The 18,248-nt window shown below is 69.7% G+C and carries 17 protein-coding genes and 1 pseudogene; 7 read left to right on the forward strand and 11 right to left on the reverse strand.

Annotated elements, in window-relative coordinates:
- Positions 1–916: 916 nt before the first annotated feature.
- On the forward strand, positions 917–1,492 hold the full coding sequence (locus ABD346_RS25255; RefSeq protein WP_344377920.1) for a hypothetical protein: 576 nt from the start codon (positions 917–919) through the stop codon (positions 1,490–1,492).
- A gap of 567 nt (positions 1,493–2,059) precedes the next feature.
- Here the strand turns inward: ABD346_RS25255 and ABD346_RS25260 are convergent.
- From ABD346_RS25260 to ABD346_RS25290, 7 genes and pseudogenes are all read right to left on the reverse strand, one after another.
- A complete protein-coding gene (locus ABD346_RS25260) occupies positions 2,060–2,254 on the reverse strand; it encodes a superinfection immunity protein (protein ID WP_344377922.1) in 195 nt (64 codons plus the stop codon).
- Positions 2,255–2,507: 253 nt separating this feature from the next.
- On the reverse strand, positions 2,508–4,019 hold the full coding sequence (locus tag ABD346_RS25265; protein WP_344377923.1) for a DUF2207 family protein: 1,512 nt from the start codon (positions 4,017–4,019) through the stop codon (positions 2,508–2,510).
- Positions 4,016–4,570 (reverse strand): LemA family protein, encoded by a 555-nt coding sequence (locus ABD346_RS25270; protein ID WP_344377925.1) that lies wholly within the window; start codon positions 4,568–4,570, stop codon positions 4,016–4,018. The genes ABD346_RS25265 and ABD346_RS25270 overlap by 4 nt, the downstream gene beginning before the upstream one ends.
- 229 nt (positions 4,571–4,799) lie before the next feature.
- Positions 4,800–5,327: a hypothetical protein gene (locus ABD346_RS25275; RefSeq protein ID WP_344377928.1), complete on the reverse strand. Its 528-nt coding sequence runs from the start codon at positions 5,325–5,327 to the stop codon at positions 4,800–4,802.
- 189 nt (positions 5,328–5,516) lie between these two features.
- Positions 5,517–8,279: an AAA family ATPase gene (locus ABD346_RS25280; protein ID WP_344377930.1), complete on the reverse strand. Its 2,763-nt coding sequence runs from the start codon at positions 8,277–8,279 to the stop codon at positions 5,517–5,519.
- A gap of 268 nt (positions 8,280–8,547) precedes the next feature.
- Positions 8,548–8,610, reverse strand: a pseudogene (locus ABD346_RS25285) (DUF6086 family protein); the annotation flags it as partial.
- A gap of 229 nt (positions 8,611–8,839) precedes the next feature.
- A complete protein-coding gene (locus tag ABD346_RS25290; protein WP_344377933.1) occupies positions 8,840–9,679 on the reverse strand; it encodes an SDR family oxidoreductase in 840 nt (279 codons plus the stop codon).
- A 92-nt stretch (positions 9,680–9,771) separates the two neighbouring features.
- Between ABD346_RS25290 and ABD346_RS25295 the strand changes: the two genes are divergently transcribed.
- Complete coding sequence (locus ABD346_RS25295; RefSeq protein ID WP_344377935.1) at positions 9,772–10,143, forward strand: winged helix-turn-helix transcriptional regulator; 372 nt, start codon at positions 9,772–9,774, stop codon at positions 10,141–10,143.
- 65 nt (positions 10,144–10,208) lie between these two features.
- Here ABD346_RS25295 and ABD346_RS25300 read toward each other — a convergent pair whose 3' ends face one another.
- Positions 10,209–10,880 carry a DUF4232 domain-containing protein gene (locus ABD346_RS25300; RefSeq protein WP_344377936.1) on the reverse strand — a complete coding sequence of 224 codons (672 nt, stop codon included), beginning with the start codon at positions 10,878–10,880 and terminating at the stop codon, positions 10,209–10,211.
- A gap of 384 nt (positions 10,881–11,264) precedes the next feature.
- On the opposite strand from ABD346_RS25300, the gene ABD346_RS25305 reads away from it, so the two are divergent.
- The 3 genes from ABD346_RS25305 (at position 11,265) to ABD346_RS25315 (ending at position 13,072) form a co-directional block, all read left to right on the forward strand.
- Positions 11,265–11,921, forward strand: a complete 657-nt coding sequence (locus ABD346_RS25305) for a GmrSD restriction endonuclease domain-containing protein (RefSeq protein ID WP_344377937.1) — start codon at positions 11,265–11,267, stop codon at positions 11,919–11,921.
- The gene (locus tag ABD346_RS25310) at positions 11,921–12,199 is read left to right on the forward strand and encodes a hypothetical protein (protein ID WP_344377938.1); all 279 of its coding nucleotides are present in this window, start codon (positions 11,921–11,923) and stop codon (positions 12,197–12,199) included. The genes ABD346_RS25305 and ABD346_RS25310 overlap by 1 nt, the downstream gene beginning before the upstream one ends.
- Positions 12,200–12,310: 111 nt before the next feature.
- Positions 12,311–13,072: an endonuclease/exonuclease/phosphatase family protein gene (locus tag ABD346_RS25315; RefSeq protein WP_344377939.1), complete on the forward strand. Its 762-nt coding sequence runs from the start codon at positions 12,311–12,313 to the stop codon at positions 13,070–13,072.
- A gap of 27 nt (positions 13,073–13,099) precedes the next feature.
- On the opposite strand, the gene ABD346_RS25320 is transcribed toward ABD346_RS25315, so the two are convergent.
- Complete coding sequence (locus ABD346_RS25320; RefSeq protein ID WP_344377940.1) at positions 13,100–14,059, reverse strand: glycoside hydrolase family 183 protein; 960 nt, start codon at positions 14,057–14,059, stop codon at positions 13,100–13,102.
- 480 nt (positions 14,060–14,539) lie between these two features.
- Between ABD346_RS25320 and ABD346_RS25325 the strand changes: the two genes are divergently transcribed.
- Together ABD346_RS25325 and ABD346_RS25330 are read left to right on the forward strand one after the other, a co-directional pair.
- Positions 14,540–15,319, forward strand: coding sequence for an ATP nucleotide 3'-pyrophosphokinase (locus ABD346_RS25325; protein WP_344377941.1), 780 nt, complete (start codon positions 14,540–14,542; stop codon positions 15,317–15,319).
- A 451-nt stretch (positions 15,320–15,770) separates the two neighbouring features.
- Positions 15,771–16,205: a VOC family protein gene (locus ABD346_RS25330; RefSeq protein ID WP_344377943.1), complete on the forward strand. Its 435-nt coding sequence runs from the start codon at positions 15,771–15,773 to the stop codon at positions 16,203–16,205.
- Positions 16,206–16,267: 62 nt separating this feature from the next.
- Here ABD346_RS25330 and ABD346_RS25335 read toward each other — a convergent pair whose 3' ends face one another.
- Together ABD346_RS25335 and ABD346_RS25340 are read right to left on the reverse strand one after the other, a co-directional pair.
- A complete protein-coding gene (locus tag ABD346_RS25335) occupies positions 16,268–16,810 on the reverse strand; it encodes a cupin domain-containing protein (RefSeq protein ID WP_344377944.1) in 543 nt (180 codons plus the stop codon).
- A gap of 60 nt (positions 16,811–16,870) precedes the next feature.
- On the reverse strand, positions 16,871–17,935 hold the full coding sequence (locus ABD346_RS25340; protein WP_344377947.1) for a cytochrome P450: 1,065 nt from the start codon (positions 17,933–17,935) through the stop codon (positions 16,871–16,873).
- Positions 17,936–18,248: the final 313 nt, after the last annotated feature.

Consider the following 18,248-nt stretch of genomic DNA (forward strand, 5'->3'; position numbering starts at 1 on the left):
CAGGGCGGATGGCGATCCGCCACTCCGGGAGGGTGGACACACCCTCGCTGCCACAGACACCGCAGCTACCGGCGCCGACGGGCCATCGCCCAGACGCACAGAACAGCCCGAAGCCGAGGCCGTGTTGTCCGCCCGGTGTGCGACCGAGCGCCGCCTTCAGGCGCTTCCCCAGGCGGTACGGGCCGAAGATACCGCTGTGTAGCCGATACAGCCGCTGAGCACCCCTTCCGTAGAAGATCACCAGGGAGCGGCCAAGGTGCGCGGGCTGTCCCCCATGAGGGTGGCGCAGGATTTTCAGGACCGGTGAGTCGAGTGCCTCCTTGGTCTGGGCACAGAATCGCCCGCGAGCCTCCTCCAAATCCGGAAAACCCCCATCCGGACGGTCATGTTCGCGCCAGTCTCCGAAGGTGACATCAGGGCACCGTGCAAGCCGCCTCTACCGACGGCGCCCAGCTCCGCGCCGGCAACGAGTGCACCAGTCGCCGGTGGGCGTCAGCCTCTCATCGCCGACCCGCACGACGACAAACCCGCTGCCTTCGAAAGCGATTCGATCACCAGGTGCCCGGAGGAGCGGGTTCGCCGGCTCGAACGCGTAACCGTTGTCAGTCTTCGGGTCCTCGACCAGGTGCACGACGGATTCGTACGTGACCGAACATGTCGGGGGCGTTGTCAGTGGCGGCTGCGAAGCTGATCGTCATGACACACAGCACGGGACATGCATGTCGGGCCGCAGCCATCTCGCAGAGAGCCTCCTCAGCGGTGACGATGCCGAGCTGGATCGCCCGTTCACGATCCTGACGCATGAATCGCGGGGCGGCCTGGTCGAACGTCGTGAGGCGCTGCAGCCGGTCTACGAGGCGATCGTGGCGCGCGTCGGCCCGCCGACACTGCTGGCGGAACGACGCATGGGCCCAGTGTGCGGTGGAGCAACGACGAGCGGACGCTGCTGCTGTCCGGGGACCATGGTGAAGCGACCCTGTTCGTGCGCAGGGCCTCGGCGTTCGCCCAGGACGAGTTCTGGGAACTCGACCGGGGCCTTCTCCCCTACACGTGGCAGTTGGACCGTAAGGGCCCGGGCAGTGACCCTGGCTGGACCTTCAACGGGCACGCGGCGGCCGACGATGGGGAGTCGGCCCAGGAGCAGTTGTCAGGGATGCTCGCCTCGTGGGCAGAGCACATGCCGGTGCAGGCTCCGGGCGACTGGGTGGCGTGCACCATCTGGGCTTCGCGGGACCGGGGGCGCAGCATGATCTTGTCCTACGCTCCGTCGGACACGGGCCGTGAACTCCATGCCTGCATCGACGACCGGGACCACGAGCAGACGCCGGAGCGCGCGGCCCGCATGCGGGCGCGCGGCTGGCGCGAACTGGATGAGCACCGCTGGGGTGGCGCACCGAACTGCCCGAGTCCGACCCGGCGGCGGCTGCCGAACTTGCCCGCGTGGTCATCACCGATCTGCGCGCTCGCGGCACCACCTGCCCGGACGAAGTGACCGCCTGGGACATCAGCGCCGGCGACGACGGCGAGCTGTGAGTACCGGGCCTCGGCTCCGAGGTCCATCCGCGCCGCGGAGAGCACTACTAGGACTGCCGGGACCTCCAAGCCTGCCGGTCATGCAGGGAGTTCCGCCATGATTGCCACCGGCGGGCCGGGCTCTGTCGCCGCTGCCCCGCCCATCTGTGCCCGGCGCGCGTTGCGCCACGATCGCGGTCACCGGGAGGCGTTCACGGGGCCGTGGAGCGCCAACCTCATGGTCGCCATGCCCCGTTGCCAGAACCGGCCGCGGATTACGGCTGGAAAACGACGGTCCGCGGCCCGAACGTACCGCGCCTTCGTGCCCGGGCACCCAGCAGCTCCGTTGAACAGGCGTGACCTCTCCCAGTGCGCACAGCCGCACCCCCGTATCGTTCGCCTCCCTCTCCGAGGCCTACTGGCTCGACACGCCCCTGCCCGTACGCCCAGCCGGGGGCTGCACGCTGTGCGAACCTCCCGCACCGCCGGCTCCGAGCACCCGCCCGCGGGACAGGGCAGCGTGCGGTCAGGCCGGACTGGCCCCGGATCAGGCGGGAAGCCGTCGCGGCTGAACCGGGCGCGTTGCCAGGAACAGAGCCACCAACCACCCAAGGAAGGTCGCTCCCAGAACGATGTCGATGACGAACACCAGCCAACGGTTGTGCACGCCTCGGCGGAACGCGACGTACGTCGGCAGCAGGTAGAACGCGAAGGCCGGCGCAGTCAGCAGGACGGCTTCCACCGGTCCTATGTTCCCGAACACCGCCAGCTGCCTCCTTGACTACCTTTCACCAAACCACCGGCCCAGCGTACCCATGCAGTACCCCGGCACAGGTCGCTGACGGGTGGGGGCGGCCCCATCCTCGACCACATCCGGGCCACGACGGCCACCAGGCCGACCAGCGCTCATGGCGGCCGCACTTCCACGCACAGGCCCGGCGTACGGCCCCAGGTTCACCCCCATACCCAGGGCGCAGCCGTGCCGTGCTCGCCGATCAGCCTGTGACCACGGCCGCCGAGCGCACCGACCGCGTAGCCGGTGACACTTCGAGGCGCACCGTACTGCCCGGCGCGACAGCCGACACACCTGGCGGCAGCGCCCAGGCGACGGTCCGGTCCCCGTCGCCCGTGTCCAGCGCGAGGAAGCGCGGCGCCTTCTCGCGCCTGCGCGGCTCCATGCGCAGCACCTCACCGGTGACGGTCCGCGGAGCGCGGCGCTCCAGTACGGCGAGGGCCAGGTAGTACGCGGCCAGCGCGCCGAAGCAGACGACCGCGGCGGTCTCGGCCACCAGCGGTTCTCCCATGGCCCGGTCGAGCCACTCGTGGGAGCCGGCGAAGTTTCCGGGCATCATCGCGAGGAAGGCGATGAACAGCATCCAGCGGTTGAAGCGCCCCGCGACGGCGACGCCGAGCAGCGCGACGGCCACCCAGCCGGCGCTCAGGACCAGCCCGGGGCGCCGCAGGGAGTGGGTCGTGTCCAGACCGCCGGTGACCGCCCAGTCCGGCTGCCGCAGCAGCGCGAACAGGCACAGGCCCGCGGCCACCACGCCTGCGGCGCAGGCCAGTTGCAGCAGTCGGGGGGTGGCGGCCCCGAAGCCGGGGCGCAGCCGGGGGTAGCGGATCCGCACCGGACGCCAGGTGCCGCCGTAGGCGGACCAGACCCGGCGCTTGTCGCCCGCGTCGAAGCCGAGCAGACGTCCGGCCCGGCTGGTGACGCCGAGGGCGGTTCCGTAGCCGAGGTAGCGGTCCCACACCGTGACAGCCGCGGGCGGCAGCTGGGCGAACTCCTCGTGTGCGTGCAGCCAGGCGGTGACTCCCGCCCAGTGCCCCGCCCGTTCGAGCCCGCGCGGGGTCGCCCGCTCACCGAGTACCCGGGCCAGCAGCCACATCAGGGCGACCGCCGGCGCGGCACCGATCAGTACGGCGCCCCGGATGCCGTGTCCCCCGGAGACGACGGCCACCGCGAACAGCGCACCGGGGGCGAAGGCGGTCGCGTACAACGCGCCGGCGAGCAGCGGTGCGAACCGGGCGCGGGACAGCCCGCGCAGCCGCGCCTCCGCGACGATCTCCTGGCGCAGTTCGGTGTTCCAGGATTTGGCCCGCTCTTCGGCGCGGAAGGCGATGGCCCCGATCGGGGCGCCCGTGTCCCCGGCGCGTTCCACGACACGGTCGAGGACGCGCCGCTCGTACGGCATGAGGGGCCCGGTGTCCTTGCCGGTGGCGTGCACGGTGCTACGCCCCGGGTCGTCGTCGGGCTGGCGCACCTCGATGAGACCGCGGGCCGCGAGATCCAGGAGGGTGGCCGCGGCGGCACGGTCGACGGACCGCCACCGGTTCGCCAGCAGCGTGACGACGGCCGGGGACTCCGGGTCCGGCCCGAACTCCTGCGTGGCAGGCCCGGATTCCACCCTTCCGTTGCTGGTGGCCGCGAGGGCCAGCCCGAACGCCGCGAGCCACGCACCGATCAGGGCGGCGCCGCCCCAGTACATCTCCGCTTCGAACGTCACGCGAATCTCACCTGCACCGCGTCCTGCGGAGCCGCGCCTGCCTCGAAGTAGTCCCTGCGCGTGTGCGCGCCACCCAGTCCGGCCAGGATGTTGCCCGGGAAGCTCTCCAGAGCGCTGTGATAGCTCTGCACGGCACTGTTGTAGAACTGCCGCGCGTAGGCGATCTTGTCCTCGGCAGTGGTCAGCTCGTCCTGCAGCGTGGCGAAATGCCGGTCGGCCTTCAGCTGCGGATAACTCTCGCCCAGCGCGATCAGCCTGCCCAGGGACGCGGTCAGCGCGTCCTCCGCGGCCGCCTTGTCCATGACCCCGAGTCCGCTGTCGGTGGCCGCCCCGCGCGCGGCGACAACGGCTTCGAGCGTGGCGCGCTCGTGCGCGGCATAGCCCCGCGCGCCCTCGACCAGGTTCGGGATCAGGTCGTGCCGCCGCTTCAACTGGACGTCGATCTGCGCCCAGGACGCCTGCGTCTGGTTGCGCAGCCGGACCAGCCGGTTGTAGGTACGCACCAGCCACCAGGCCAGTACGGCGATCAGTACGGCGATGACTGCGCCCACGATGACACCCACGGTGTCGCCCCCCAAAAAAGGAAAGAATCCATGAATCGACCCCCCGGCCGAACTTGGAGATCTTAATCCTCTGCGAGCACCGCGCCGCACGGGAAGGTATGAAGCCGCCCGGGCAGGAGATGTCACCGGCGTGCTCCTCCCCCTCGGAAGAGGCGGAGGAGCACGCGTCCCTGATCCTGGCGCAGGGCAGCCGTAGATCGTGGCGGCCGTATTCCGCTCAGAATTGCAGCGGGTCGAGGCGCGTCTTGTTGTCCTCGCTCAGGGACAGCCGGCTTTCGATGGTCGGCGCGAAATCCCCGTCGGAGAAGTTCAGGTCGAGTTCATACCCGAATTTCCAGGTGTCGTCACCGTGGGGCTGGATGTTCAGCTTCAAATGACCTGCCTGCAATGCATCCCAGGAGAAACCCGCCCGTACCTTCAGGGTGACCGGGCGGGTCGTGCCGTCGCCGAACTGTCCGAAGAATCCGGTCGCCGAGGCGGCCACCTTGTTGTTGCGGTCCAGAACCTGAATGGACAGCAGTGTGTCGCTGTCCTTGTTGTCGTCGAGGGTGAAGAACGTGATCGACGCATCGGTCAGCGTCGCTCCGGGGGCCGCCAGACGCCCATGGACCGAAGAAACGTCGTGCGACGAAGCGGCCGGCGAAGACCCACCGACAGCATGGGCCGCCCCCGTCGACCCGAACACGACGGCGAGAACGGCGGCGGCCGAGGCCGCGGCCCTCCCCGGGAACTTGCTTGTCCTCATTGCACTCCCCTTTGCATCGGCGCGAGACACATGGGTCGAGTGAGAACCCGGTCTCGATGGAACCCAGTGTGTTGAGCCGCCACGCCCTGCGGATCCGTAGGGCTGACAGACAAAAATGGACGGCCGTTGAACAGCGGAAAGGGGCCGTGGCCGCCTTCCGGCGGGCACGGCCCCTGCCATGATCGGGTGTCAGGCCGGTAGTTCTGCGGATCCGCCGAGCTGCCGGATCAGGGCCCGGCGCGACGAGACGCCCAGTTTTCGATAGACGTTGCCGAGGTGGTAGTCCACCGTGCGTACGGACAGCAGCACTTCGGCCGCGATCTCCCTGCTCGTCCGCCCCTGCGCCGCCGCCCACGCGATCCGCCACTCCTGTGGCGTGAGCACGCCCAGATCCGGCCGGCCGGCACTCGGTACGGTGCGCAGGCCGAGCACGGTCAGTTCGTGGCGGGCCTGCTCGGCCCACAGCTTGGCCTCGGCCAACTCGAAGACCTCCAGCGACGCAGCGAGCGGCTGGTAGGCATCTTGGCGACGTCTGGAGCGGCGCAGCCACTGGCCTTGGCAAAGCAGGGTTCGGGCCCTCTCCAGCGGTTCGTCGACGTCTCGGTGCGCCTGGAGTGCCGCGTCGAACAGCGGCCCCGCGCCCGCGCCACGCGCCAGCAGCGCGCGGCACCGCAGGGCCGCGGCCCGTCGGCCACGTCGGCCCGTCGCGGCGACGGCGGCGTCAAGCCGGTCCAACACGCGCCGCGCCTCGTCGGGCCGGCCGGCCCGCACCAGCGCCTCGGCCAGGTCGGCGGCCACGGGAACGACGGCCGGCTCGACGACGGCGCGTAGCATCATGTCCGCGCGGCCCAGTTCGACGACGGCGTCATCGATCCTGCCGCCTGCCAGCGCCGCGAGGCCCACCGCGTACCGGACCCGTGCCGCGGTCTCGAGGTCGTCGGGACACAGTCGCATCGCCTCCTGGGCATGCGCCGAGCAGTCGTCCGCACGGCCGAGAACGGCCGACACCATGGCGAGCGTCGCGCGCGAGGCCGCGATCGTGGTCGGCTGCGCCATCACGTCGGCGAGGCCTGCGCATTCCAGCGCGTCGGAGTAGGCCGCGAGCGGCCGGCCGACGCGGATCTCCAACTGGGCTCGGCGCCGCAGGCCGTAGCCGAGCAGCGCGATGTCGCCGACGGCCCGGGCAGCGGCGACATCGTGATCGATCATGCGGCGCGCCACGTCGTAGTCCTCGACGTACATGAGCACCTCGGCCAGTTCGGCACACGCCCCGTTCGGCACGTGCCGCTCACAGACCGCGACACACGCCCTGGCCAGATCCGCGCCCGCCGCCTGCCCGGCGAGCACCTGCGCAAGCGCCAGGCGCACGGCCCCCTTGGGAAAGGAGGGGTTGGGGTGACCGTCCGGGGCGGTCAACGTCATCACCTTGGTGCAGACATCCAGCGTCGCGCCGACATCCCACCTGGCCAGCGGCGCGTTCATGGCCAGGCTCAGCACGCGGCCGGCCGCCAGCCGGTCCTCGGGTCCGGCACCGGCCGCCTCCGCGACCAGCGCGTCGAAGACGTCGCCGGTCCGCCCGCGCAGCACGGCGTGGTAGGCACGCTCGCCCAACACCTCGATGCGCGCGCTGACATTGTCCCCGGCCAGCACCTCCGCCTGGTCGAGCAACTCCTCCGAGTGGTCCAGCGCGCCGGCGGCCGACCAGATGGTCACGGCAGCGCAGATCCGCCTGGCCCGCAGCACCGGCTCCCCCGTCAGCTCCGCGGCACGTTCGAGGGCAGCGGCCTGCGCGACGATCCCGCCGTGCCGGCGGGCGCGGTCAGCCGTGGCGACCAACGCGGCCGCGATCCGTTCGTCCGGGCCGACCGAGGCGCAGGCGAGATGCCAGGCCCTGCGGTCCGCGTCCTTCGGTGACGTGCACGCGTCGGCCAGCGCGGCGTGCGCCTGCCACCGTTCACCCGGCCCCGCCTGCGCGTAGACGGCCGACCTGATCAACGGATGCCGGAACGTCACCGTACGCCCGGTGATCTGCACCAGACCGCTGACGGTGCCCTCGTCCAGTGCCGCGAGATGAATGCCGAGCGCATCGAGAGCCCGCGCCACCACCTCCAGCTCCGCGCTCCCCGCGGCGGCACACACCAGCAGGGCCTGCCGCTGCCGGGTCGGCATCGACACCAGCGACGCCGCGAAAGCGCGCTGGAGGAGCTTCGTCGTCGGGAGCGGTTCGACCAGTTCGCTGAGGCCGGCCGCGGATTCCAACGGCAGCACCCGGGGCAGTTCTAGGAGCGCGAGCGGATTGCCCATGGTCAGCGCGGCCAGTCGCGCGCCGACCAGCGGGGGCACGTTCGCGGTGCGGGCCAGGAGTCGCAGGCTGGCCTGCTCGTTCAGCCCCTCCAGGCGCAGTGTCTCGATGCCGGGCGCGTCGAACTCGGGGACGTCCCGGGTCGCGAACACGATCAACGCCGGGTCGGCGAGCAACCTGCGCGCAGTGAACAACAGAGCGGCCGCCGACACATCGTCGATCCAGTGCGCATCATCGATCAGACACAACAGCGGCCGGCGCGCGGCAGCCGCGGTGAGCAACGCGAGCGTCGCCGCGTAGATCGCGTGCCGACCGCCCCCCGCTACCGTCGGCGCCGCACTGTCGTCGATCTTCTGCGGCACGAGAGCCATCAGAACGTCGGCGTACCGGGCCGGTAATTCCCGCAGCACCTCGAACAGCGGCCCGATCAGCTCGCTCAGCGACGCGAGGGCCAGCTCCGACTCGAATTCGACGCCGGTCGCCCGCACGACGGTGCACCCGTCCGCGTTCTCGGCGAGACGATCGAGCAACGCCGTCTTGCCGATTCCCGGCTCACCGCGCAAGACAACGCTGCGTCCGTGCCCCGCGCGCGCCGCGTCCAGCATTTCGGCCAACCGCGCGCATTCCGTCTCTCGCCCGACGATTCGCATGTCCCCCCTGACAGTGCCCCGCAGTGACACATGCTAGGTACGGAAGGCCGGAGTGACCCCATGATGATGCGCCATCACCTTGACCTCGGCGAGGAGGGGTGTCAGTCGTCGCCGGCCCGCCCGAGACGCCGCCACCATGGCACGCCACCGGCGCGCATCGGCCCCGTAGCGTGCCGGGCCGGGGCGGTGATCCAGGATGGTGTGCTCGGGAATCTCGATGCCGTGTCGGGCATGGGCGGTGGTGAGTTCAGCCGTCGGTTCGTCGAACCTGCATGGGTCCGATGCCGCACGGCAGCCCCAGTTCGGCTCGGTAGACATCCACCTGGCGCATGAACAGCCGGGAGGCTCCGTTCGACGGGTTCCATGGAGGCGAACCGTTCGTCGGGCTCCTCCGTCAAGCCCCGACAGGTCTCGCTTCGCCGCCCCAGAAGGACCAGGGCCAGACTGCACATCGCCATGATCCCGAACATCACCAGACCGAGACCCCGAGGGCTGGGCCCAACTGCCCTCAGAAAGCCCTTCCGATGACCGGGCAGGCCCCNCTTCAGTTGAGTGACGTCTCAGCGGAACGCGGCGATGTTGCGGGCGACCCAGTCGCTGAAGGGGCGCGGGGCGCGGCCGAGGACTTGTTCCACGTGGGGGCTGATCCGCAGTTCGGCGGGGTTCGGGGCAGCGATGATGTCCAGGGTGTCGTCGGCGAGTTCCGGCGGTACGAACCGGGTCATCGCCGCCCTGGCCTCGGCGCGGGTGAGTTCGTGGAACCGTACCGGCGAGCCGAGCGCGGCGGCGATGGTCTCCGTCTGCTGACGCGGCGATATCACCTCCGGCCCGGTCAGCTCGTACACCCCGCCGGCGTGCCGGTCGTCCAGCAGGCAGGCCGCCGCGACCTCGGCGATGTCCGACGGGTCGACCACCGGCACCCCGACATCGCCGAAGGGTGCGGCGACCGTCCCTCGCGTACGGACGGACTCCGCCCAGGCCAGGGCGTTGGAGGCGAAGCCGCCCGGTCGCACGAGGGACCAGTCAAGGCCTGACTCCCGCAACGCGTCCTCCACTGCGCGCAGCGCGACCCGCGAGGGGCCGAGCGGCCTGGTCGCCACGCCCTGCGAAGACAGCAGGACGACCCGGCGGACCCCACTGGCCGCGGCCAGGCCGATGATGTCGGCAGGCCCGGCTCCAGGGGCGTGCAGGTCGCCGGACAGCAGCAGGAACAGTGCCTTCGCCCCGTCCAACGCGGGCGTGAGGCTTGCCGGGTCGGACAGGTCGGCCGCCACATGCCGGACGCCTTCCGGCATGGCCACCGCGTGCCGCGACACCGCCGTCACCTGCTCGCCCGCCTCGGCCAGGGCCTGCGTCAAAGGCCGGCCCACGTTTCCGGTAGCCCCGGTCACCACGATCATGTCTAGCTCCTACTCCGTTGTGCACTGAGGCAGTTGACGCTAGGAGTCGGGCTTACTTTTCGTAAGAACATACCCAGAGGTAAGCTCCGGACATGAGGGAAGGCGCGCAGCTGACACAGGCCGGGACGGGTCCTCGGTATGAGGTGTTTCACACCGACTGCCCCGCACGTCACGTGGTCGACCATGTGACCAGCAAGTGGGGCATCTGGGTGCTGCTCTCCTTGCGGAGCAGCGACTTTCGGTTCTACGAGCTGCGCGACAGCATCCAGGGCATCAGCGAGAAGATGCTCGCGCAGACCCTGCGCTCACTGGTCGAGGACGGCCTGGTCTGGCGGGCGGTCGAACCGACGACACCACCCCAAGTCACCTACGGGCTCACCGAGTTCGGCCAGGATGTCGGCGAGCCGCTGTCGGACCTGTTCGGCCGGATCACGCAGCGACTGTCCGAGCCCAGCGCGGAGTAGTACGGATTGGTGCGGAGTAGTTCCTCGGTGCTCGGCCACTTCGCCGCTGGAGGGCGGTTCCAGGTTCAGTTGGCTATGCCGACCGGGTGGACCTGGATCCTGTCGTCGTAGGGGCCGGCCAGCGGGAGCGCCCCCGCGGGCCACTTCAGGGACACGCTGTGCGTCTCGTTCGGAGGCGTCACCACGATATTGGTCGGCTTCGACAGACTCTTGCCGCTCTTGTCGACCGGGTACGAGATGCTGAACGTGGCGGTGCCGCCGTTCTTCAGGTCGGTGATACGGGGCTGCTCGTGGCCGCGGGCAACGGGGGCGGAGGTACCGTCGGCGTCCTTCAGGTCGACACCCGCGAAACCCGTAACCGAACAGGTGCCGGCGCCCTTGTTGGTCATCTGGACGGTGACGTCGCCCGTCGTCCTGTCGGGCGAGCTGTCCACGGCTTCGATGGTCAAGTCACTCGTGCGGCAGAATTTGCCCTTCCCTCCACCGGTCCCGGCCCCGTTCCCGCCGCCGGAGGACGACGACGTGCCGGTCCCGGAGCCCGGCTTCGCCTTGCCCGTCTGCGAGCCGCCGGAGCCCGAAGCACTGCCCGAGGACGACCCGCCGCCCGATGACGATGCCGACGAGGAGCCCTGGGCGGACGGGGCCTGCGCGGAGTCGTCACCGTTGTTGCACGCGGTGAGCGAAAGGCCGGCAGCGAGGCTGATGGCGGCGAGCGCGGCGGTACGGGTGAACTTCACGGGGATCCCCCAGCAGGTAAGGCGGTGCGTGCGGTCGGCACTATTTGTATCTCGCACCGAGTTACGGGCAGTTCCCCGCTACGTCTTCGTTCTGTCACGGCCGAGGATCTGGGTGCTCGGCGCCTGCGGTCTGCCGAGCGTCGGAGCATCGGGGGTCAATCACACTGCTGCTCCTGGTAGTTCATGCCGCCGACGCCCACCGGGACGCGCTATGGCCATCGCCGAGGGAGGTGGCGGTGGCCGCAGCGCACGGTGAGCGGGGGTGTGATGCGAGCACCCAGCGGCAGGCGGGCGCGCCCTCGCATGGGCGAAAGGCGGGGCCAATTCCCTGCAGCCGCTATCTCTTGATACATGATCACTTCTCGCGGGTGGCTTCGTGCCACCATGGCTCTCGCCGCCGTGTCCGCCGCTCTCGCCCCCACCACTGCCCCGGCCTCGGCTGCCGGCGCCCTCACCGTACGAACTCAGCCCACTGTGCGTCGCGCCTTGCCGGAGCCGCCCCCGGCCGAAATCGCCCGCCTTGAGCTCAGCGATCTCAACATCGAAGCCCCGCATTCGATGACCGGGTACAGCCGGGCGAAGTTCCCGCACTGGGCGAAGCAGTACGGCGAGTGCGACACCCGCGAGGTCGTCCTTCAGCGGGACGGGCAGAACATCGTCCAGGACGACAAGTGCCGTGCCGTGCAAGGGACTTGGCACAGCGAGTACGACGGCAAGGACCTCACCGCCGCCTCTCAGGTCGACGTCGACCACATGGTGCCGCTCGCCGCCGGCTGGCGGGCCGGCGCGGACCGGTGGGACACCGCCCGGCGCAAGCAGTTCGCCAACGACCTGGACCACTCGCAGCTGATCGCCGTCTCTGCGGCCTCCAACCGGTCCAAGGGCGACCAGACTCCGGACCTGTGGAAGCCGCCTCTGTCCTCCTACTGGTGCACGTACGCCCGGGCCTGGATCGACGTGAAGCACGTCTATCAGCTGAATGCCACGGAGGCCGAGAAGGCTGCGCTCGGGAAAATGCTCGACACCTGCACGGAGCGCTGATGCCCACCCCGGAGCCGGCGGTGTGCGACGACCAGGTCGCCGCCGGCCCCGGCGGCGCGATGACCGACGACGTCGGCGTCATCACCGGCGACCTCACCATCCAGACCAGCCGCCGGGCCGACAATCTCGTCCACATCGCAATCCAGTACACCGGCGCCGACGAGTGGTACACACTCACCGGCAGCCCCGTCAGCGTCCCCGACGGCGAACTCGAGGAGTACCACGAGCGGGTCCGGACCGCCGTCGAACACGGCGAGGGCGCCGTCGCCCCAGACTGATCCTGGGACGTGCAAGGGTGCTCGGAGCACTGCTTGCGAGCCGGCAAGCTCGGCTCGGCGCCGCCGGACACCGCCGCCCCGCAGTGCTCGGTCGCGGTGGGAAGAGGAAGCATGGAGAGGGGAAGCGTGCAGGATCTGCCCCAGTCGACGACAGAGCCCGATGGCTCGGTGGTCGTGCGCGTGCTCAGTTACAACATCCGCTCCATGCGCGACGACGTCGCGGCCCTCGCCCGGGTGATCCGGGCCTGCCGGCCGGACGTCGTCTGCGTTCAGGAGGCGCCACGGTTCTTCCGCTGGCGCAAAGCCGCCGCCCGCCTCGCCCGGACCTCCGAGCTCGTGTACGTCTCGGGCGGCGCCACCGCCTCCGGCCCCATGATCCTGTCCTCGCTCCGTGCCCACGTGGAGCGCACCGAGGACGTCCTGCTGCCCCGCACGCCCGGCCTGCACCAGCGCGGTTTCTCGACCGCCGTGCTGCGGTTCGGACGGGCCCGACTCGGCGTGCTCAGCTGTCACTTGAGCGTCGAGGACGAGGAGCGTTACGGGCAGGGCCGACTGCTCCTGGAGAGGCTGGCGGCCTTGGACATGCCGTACGCCGTCGTCGGAGGCGACTTCAACGACCGGCCCGACGGCCGGACTTTCGGCCTGCTCGCGGATGCCCTGCAGGACGGCTGGGCGACGAAGCCGTGGGGGCGGGAGCACACCACCCGGCTGGGTGACCCGCTCCAGCGCATCGACGCGGTCTTCGCGACGGAAGGGGTGGAAGTGCTGGGGTGCGGGGTCCCGATGGGGCTCCCCGGTATCGCGGAACGAGATCTCCGGGCAGCCACGGATCACCTGCCCGTGCTGGCCGCTCTGCGGGTGCCCGCCGCGTAGTGGTCCCCGCCTACCAGAGCCCCCGACTCAGCTGCCGAGTCCACGCACGCGGAATTGCATGACGCGGTACGGCCATCCCTTCTCGGTATTCCACTGGCTCACGGACAGGTGCAGGTCGTCCGGTGTTGAGCCGGGGATGATGTATCCGCCGTACAGCTGGGCGACGTGTGAGTCGTCCTCGCTGCCCCACTCGCCGCCCCAGATCAAGGTTTCGCGGCGGCCGGAGGACAGCTTCGCGGGAGTGTCCATGACGATGCCGTCGATGCGGTAGTCACCGGCGTTGAACCAGGTCAGGATCCACTTGCCGTCGAGCGGCCGCAGACACGGCTCGCCGAACTTCCCTCCCAGGACAGGGGTGGGCGGGTTGCCCCACGCCCACCTGCCGTCGAGCTTTCCCCAGGGTTCGTAAGCCTTGAGATCAGTGATCCGGCCGCTGGGCACTCGATGCAGGATGAGCGGCTTGTCGCGCTGGAAACCCGTGGAGCAGACGTACACGTATCCGTCGTCGCCGAGGCCCCAGGTGAACAGCTGGAACAGGCCTCCGTGCAGGTCGGAGGGAAATCTGGCCCCGGTGTGGGTCCAGGTCGCGCCGGAGTCGTCCGAGCTCCAGATCTCGGTCCACACGACGTTGCCCAGACCTTTGTTCACCATGACGTGCAGATAGACCGTGTCGCCGACGGTGATCACGTCGGAGGGCAGCGCGGTCGAGAAGACCGAGCTGTCGTGCCCGTACGCCCACAACTGCTGCGCCTGCTCGCCGCCCACGGCGCCCGTCCATCTCACACCGTCGCTGAGCAGAAGCGATCTCCCGTACAGGGCGACCGGCGAGCGCCACCAGCCGCCGCCCACCCTCGCCTCACGGAAGGTGTCCCCGAACACGAAGAGCAGCCGGCCGTCGGGCGTACGGACGGGAATGCCTAGGTCGGCCGCCTCCATACCGAAACGGGTGGTGATTCCGGGGCCGGTGAGATCGCCAACCTTGGTCACCCGCAAGGCGGGGGCGCCGGACCTTGCCGCACCGGTCACGGCCTCGGCTCTCGGTGCCCAATACACACCCGCAGCACCCGGGAACACGGCTCCGAGCGCAGCATGGAGAAACGACTTGCGGCTGACCCCCCTGGAAGAGGGGACCCCATGCCCTCCGGGGGACGCAATGGTTCGCATGATCACTCTCCACCGGAGGACACGGGATGGGCAGGGACACATGAATTCACCGACACGCGCCCGCCGTTGCTCAGGACCCAGGTTCTCAGCCGGTCACCAGTTGAGGCGCATGACTCGCGCATCGGGCCCGATCTCGTCGGGGCCCGATGCGATCAAGCCAGATTCCGCCTGGTTGCGAGTGGCGGGATCACCTGGAGGGGGTGATTCCTGTTGGGTCTTTCGTCAGAGGCCGTTCGCCGCCCCGTGTCTCGCCGGCGCGGCGGACGGCTGTCACTGTCACCGAGAGAGGAACGACCACCCCTGATGAACCTCATCCGCACCGCCTCGCGGGCCGCGACCGCCGCCGCCCTCGCTGCCGCCCTCAGCGCGGGCTCCGTCCACGGAGCCGCCGCTGAGTCTCCGACCGACAGGACGAGCAAGGCCCACCGCCTCAACCAGACTGCGGATGACGGGGGTTGGAGCGGTGAGGGCCTGTCGCTGACGCCTGCCGACAATGCCGCGGTCGACGCCTTCTACGACCGGGCGACGAAGGCCGAGCAGACCATCAGCCCCCAGGTGCAGGCGGCCGCTCGCATCAGTCGCGCCGACGTCATCGGCTTCGACCACCGCCTCAAGTCACCCGACTCGCTGAAGCGCAAGGTCGCCACCTCCCTCAAGGAACACCCCGGCCAGGAGGTCAACGAAGCGCTGGCCGAGATCAAGGACTCGGTGCGCTACACCCTCCAGTGGCCGGACGACCGCTACGCCCAGGGTGTCACCGTCGCCTCGGCGGTGCTGTCCGCCTGGGGCAATGACAGTACGAAGTGGTCCAACACCTGGGCCCGCGGAAAGGGCTACAAGGCCATCAACTCCGCCTGGCTCGCGCCCAGTTCGCAGCATCTGTTCGAGGTCCAGTTCCACACGCCCGCCAGCAAGAACGCCCAGGAGGTGACCCACAAGCTCTACGAGGAGCAGCGCCTGCCCACCACATCTCCGGAACGCGCCCGCGAACTCCAGGCCCAGCAGGACGCGATCTTCGCCGCCGTCCCCGTGCCCCCGGGAGCCGAACACCTGACAGCACCGGCACCCGTGCCCGTCGGCTGACGGGGGCTCCGTCTTCGCGCGGTCCCGATCCCCAGCTCCACCCGAGCGCTGCAGGAGGTAGCTTCGGCACAGCATCACTGCCAAGGGCCCGGCCATGGCGAGAGGTCTCCTCGATGTCCGGGCCGATGCTGTCGCCGCGGCCAGGTGCACGACGAAGCGGGCCTGAACCGCGCTTACTCCGGGCGGCTTTCCGGGCGAGTTGCCGACAGAGCCCGAAGCCGCCGGGAGACTGACCGCCCGTCGGGTTCCCCGGCGGAGCACGAGAGAGCATTGAGGAGACATCGTGGCGTTCGGGAAGCGTGGGGCGCAACGAGTGGGTCAGCGGTGGTGCCACGGGGGTGCCCTCCGCGTGACCGGGCAGGCCATCGGAGGGGCTCTGGAGGTCGCTTGCCTCTGATGTTCCGACCCAGTCTGCCGAGGGGGAAAGCAAGCTGCCTGTTAGGGTGCGCCGATGTCATCGATCAAGAAGTTCCAGGTCACCATCGACTGCGCGGACCCTGAGCGCGTCGCTCGATTCTGGTGCGAGGTGTTGGGGTACGTCGCGCCTTCGCCCCCGGAGGGGTTCGCCACGTGGGACGACTTCAATCGCTCGCTGCCGCCTGAGGATCAGGGCGCATGGTTCGCCTGCATGGATCCCTCGGGTGCGGGTCCCCGTATGTACTTCCAGCGCGTTCCCGAAGGCAAGGTCGTCAAGAACCGGCTGCATCTTGACGTGCGGGTCGGCACCGGGCTCGTGGGCGAAGAGCGCCTCGCCACGCTTGAGGCCGAATGCGCACGGCTGGTCGCGCTCGGCGCCGTACGCGTGCAACTGCTGGCTGCCGACGAGGACAACGAGTCGTGCATGGTGATGCAGGACGTCGAAGGCAACGAGTTCTGCCTCGCCTGAGCATCATCCTCTGAGTGGACGGTCGCGTCGGCAGCACGGGCCGGCCCGTCCGGGCCGTGTGTTCATTTTGGGGGAGGGGTCATCTCCATCGGTGTGAGCTGTTCGATGTCGTAGCGCCGGCGCAGTTCGGCGATGGCTTCCTGGTCGACGTTCGGGCCGGAGTTGAGGATGGCGAAGAGTTCCTCGAAGTAGTACTCGTGGTCGGGTGGGGGCGATGCCTGGAAGAACATCCGGGCAGGCTCGTCCGACAGGTTGGCGAACGCGTGCGGGCAGCCTCGCGGGACGACGATCACGGTCCCGGCGGTGGCTCGGACGCACCGTTTACCGGTCGGGGACTCCCACTCCCGCCAGTTGCGGCGGGTGCGGACCAGTGGTTCGAAGGCGAGGACGTCGAGCTCGCCTTCGAGGACGTAGAAGAGCTCTTCGCTGCGGGTGTGCAGGTGGGCGCCCACATCGAACCCCGGCGGGACGACGACCTCGAAGCTGGAGGCCACTCGTGAGTGCTCACCCGTGGCCTTGAACGTCACCTGTTGTGCCGGGGTGACCAGGGTGCGGCCCTCCCCCGGAGCCATGACCAGGCCGTCAGGGACCAAAGGCAGCGTCATCGTGTGGGGCCTTTCGGAGTTGCGGACAAGCAAGCAGGGCGAGCAAGGCTGACGGTCGGCTCACCAGGTCACCGGCAGATCGACCGGCCCGCGGATCAGGACATCGGTCTGCCATCGCACCTGCTCCGGCGGGAGTGCAAGGCGCAGGTCCGGGAGCCGGTTGATCAGGGTGGACAGCAGGACTTCCGATTCCATCCGGGCCAGCAGCGGGCCCACGCAGTAGTGGGGTCCGTGTCCGAACGCCAGATGTGGCGGCCCCTGGCGCTCGACGTCGATCCGTTCGGGGTCGGGGTAGACCTGCTCGTCCCAGTTGGCGGCGACGTACGAGACGTAGACGAACTCGCCGTCGCGGATCAGCACACCGCCCACCTCGACGTCCTGGGTGGCGATCCGCGGCTGCCCGACGCCGTGCTTGTGCGGGATCCAGCGCAGCAGCTCCTCCACGGCCCGGGGCACCAGCTCGGGCTGGGAGCGAAGCCGGTCCATCAGCCCGTCCTGGGTGAGCAGGGCGTACACCATGTTCGAGGTGTTGTTGCAGACGGCGTGCCAGCCGTTGAGCTCCATGAGTGTCGTGAGAGCGAGGAGCTCCTCCTCGTCGATCTGGCCATTGTCGACGGCGGCCACCATCACGCTCATCAGGTCGCCCTGAGGTTCCGCGCGGCGCCGTGCGGCCAGGTCGCGGAAGTAGGCACCGGCGGCGCCTCGCACCTGCAGGGCCCGCGCTGCGGCCGCCTCGTCGGACGCCCTGGTCAGGAGGGTCTGCGCCCAGTCCCGGATCCGAGGCCGGTCGGCGGGTGGCACGCCGATCAGCTCGCTGACCACGTCCAGGGGGAACGGCGAGGTGATGTGCCGGACGATGTCGGCGGGCGGCCCGGCCGCCATCAGCCGGTCCACCCTCCGGTCGAGAAGCTCCTGTGCCCGCGGCCGCAGCCGGTCCATGGCGCGCTGATTGAATGCCGGGGCGACCACCGCGCGTACCCGTGCGTGACCGGGCGGATCGACGAAGCTGACTGCCCGGTCCATCGGGATGAAGTGCTTGGTCATCTTCGGGATGGGGCGGCCGGTGATGTCCCGGCTGAACCGCGGGTCCGAGGTGACGAACCTGACGTCTTCGTACCGGGTCACCAGCCAGCAGTCACCCTCCCCGTGCGGCAGCCGGATCCGTGAGACCGGGGCATCCCTCAGCGACTCGCTGAGGAATGGATCGAAATCCAGTGTCGGCAGGTCGTCCACCGTCCACGCGCGCACAGGACACCGGTCTGATCCGGCTTCGGTCGACGTCATCGGCTACCACCCCGTCCGGGAACAGTTCTCTTCCCACAGACAGGTCCCCAGGGGGACGTGTACGCAGCCGACAACAGCGGGAAAGTCACCCTTCCGAGCCAACGGGACAACGGGACAACGGGACAACGGGACAACGACCGAGGGTCCGAGGAGC

It is taken from the genome of Streptomyces mauvecolor (genome assembly GCF_039532965.1).
GTDB lineage: Bacteria > Actinomycetota > Actinomycetes > Streptomycetales > Streptomycetaceae > Streptomyces > Streptomyces violascens.

Coding starts and splice junctions, on each gene's coding strand:
- ABD346_RS25305 (WP_344377937.1), top strand. CDS start 11,265: ATGGCTCTCGCCGCCGTGTCCGCCGCTCTCGCCCCCACCACTGCCCCG.
- ABD346_RS25335 (WP_344377944.1), bottom strand. CDS start 16,810: ATGACGCTGCCTTTGGTCCCTGACGGCCTGGTCATGGCTCCGGGGGAG.
- ABD346_RS25310 (WP_344377938.1), top strand. CDS start 11,921: ATGCCCACCCCGGAGCCGGCGGTGTGCGACGACCAGGTCGCCGCCGGC.
- ABD346_RS25330 (WP_344377943.1), top strand. CDS start 15,771: ATGTCATCGATCAAGAAGTTCCAGGTCACCATCGACTGCGCGGACCCT.
- ABD346_RS25315 (WP_344377939.1), top strand. CDS start 12,311: ATGGAGAGGGGAAGCGTGCAGGATCTGCCCCAGTCGACGACAGAGCCC.
- ABD346_RS25290 (WP_344377933.1), bottom strand. CDS start 9,679: ATGATCGTGGTGACCGGGGCTACCGGAAACGTGGGCCGGCCTTTGACG.
- ABD346_RS25280 (WP_344377930.1), bottom strand. CDS start 8,279: ATGCGAATCGTCGGGCGAGAGACGGAATGCGCGCGGTTGGCCGAAATG.
- ABD346_RS25325 (WP_344377941.1), top strand. CDS start 14,540: ATGAACCTCATCCGCACCGCCTCGCGGGCCGCGACCGCCGCCGCCCTC.
- ABD346_RS25295 (WP_344377935.1), top strand. CDS start 9,772: ATGAGGGAAGGCGCGCAGCTGACACAGGCCGGGACGGGTCCTCGGTAT.
- ABD346_RS25275 (WP_344377928.1), bottom strand. CDS start 5,327: ATGAGGACAAGCAAGTTCCCGGGGAGGGCCGCGGCCTCGGCCGCCGCC.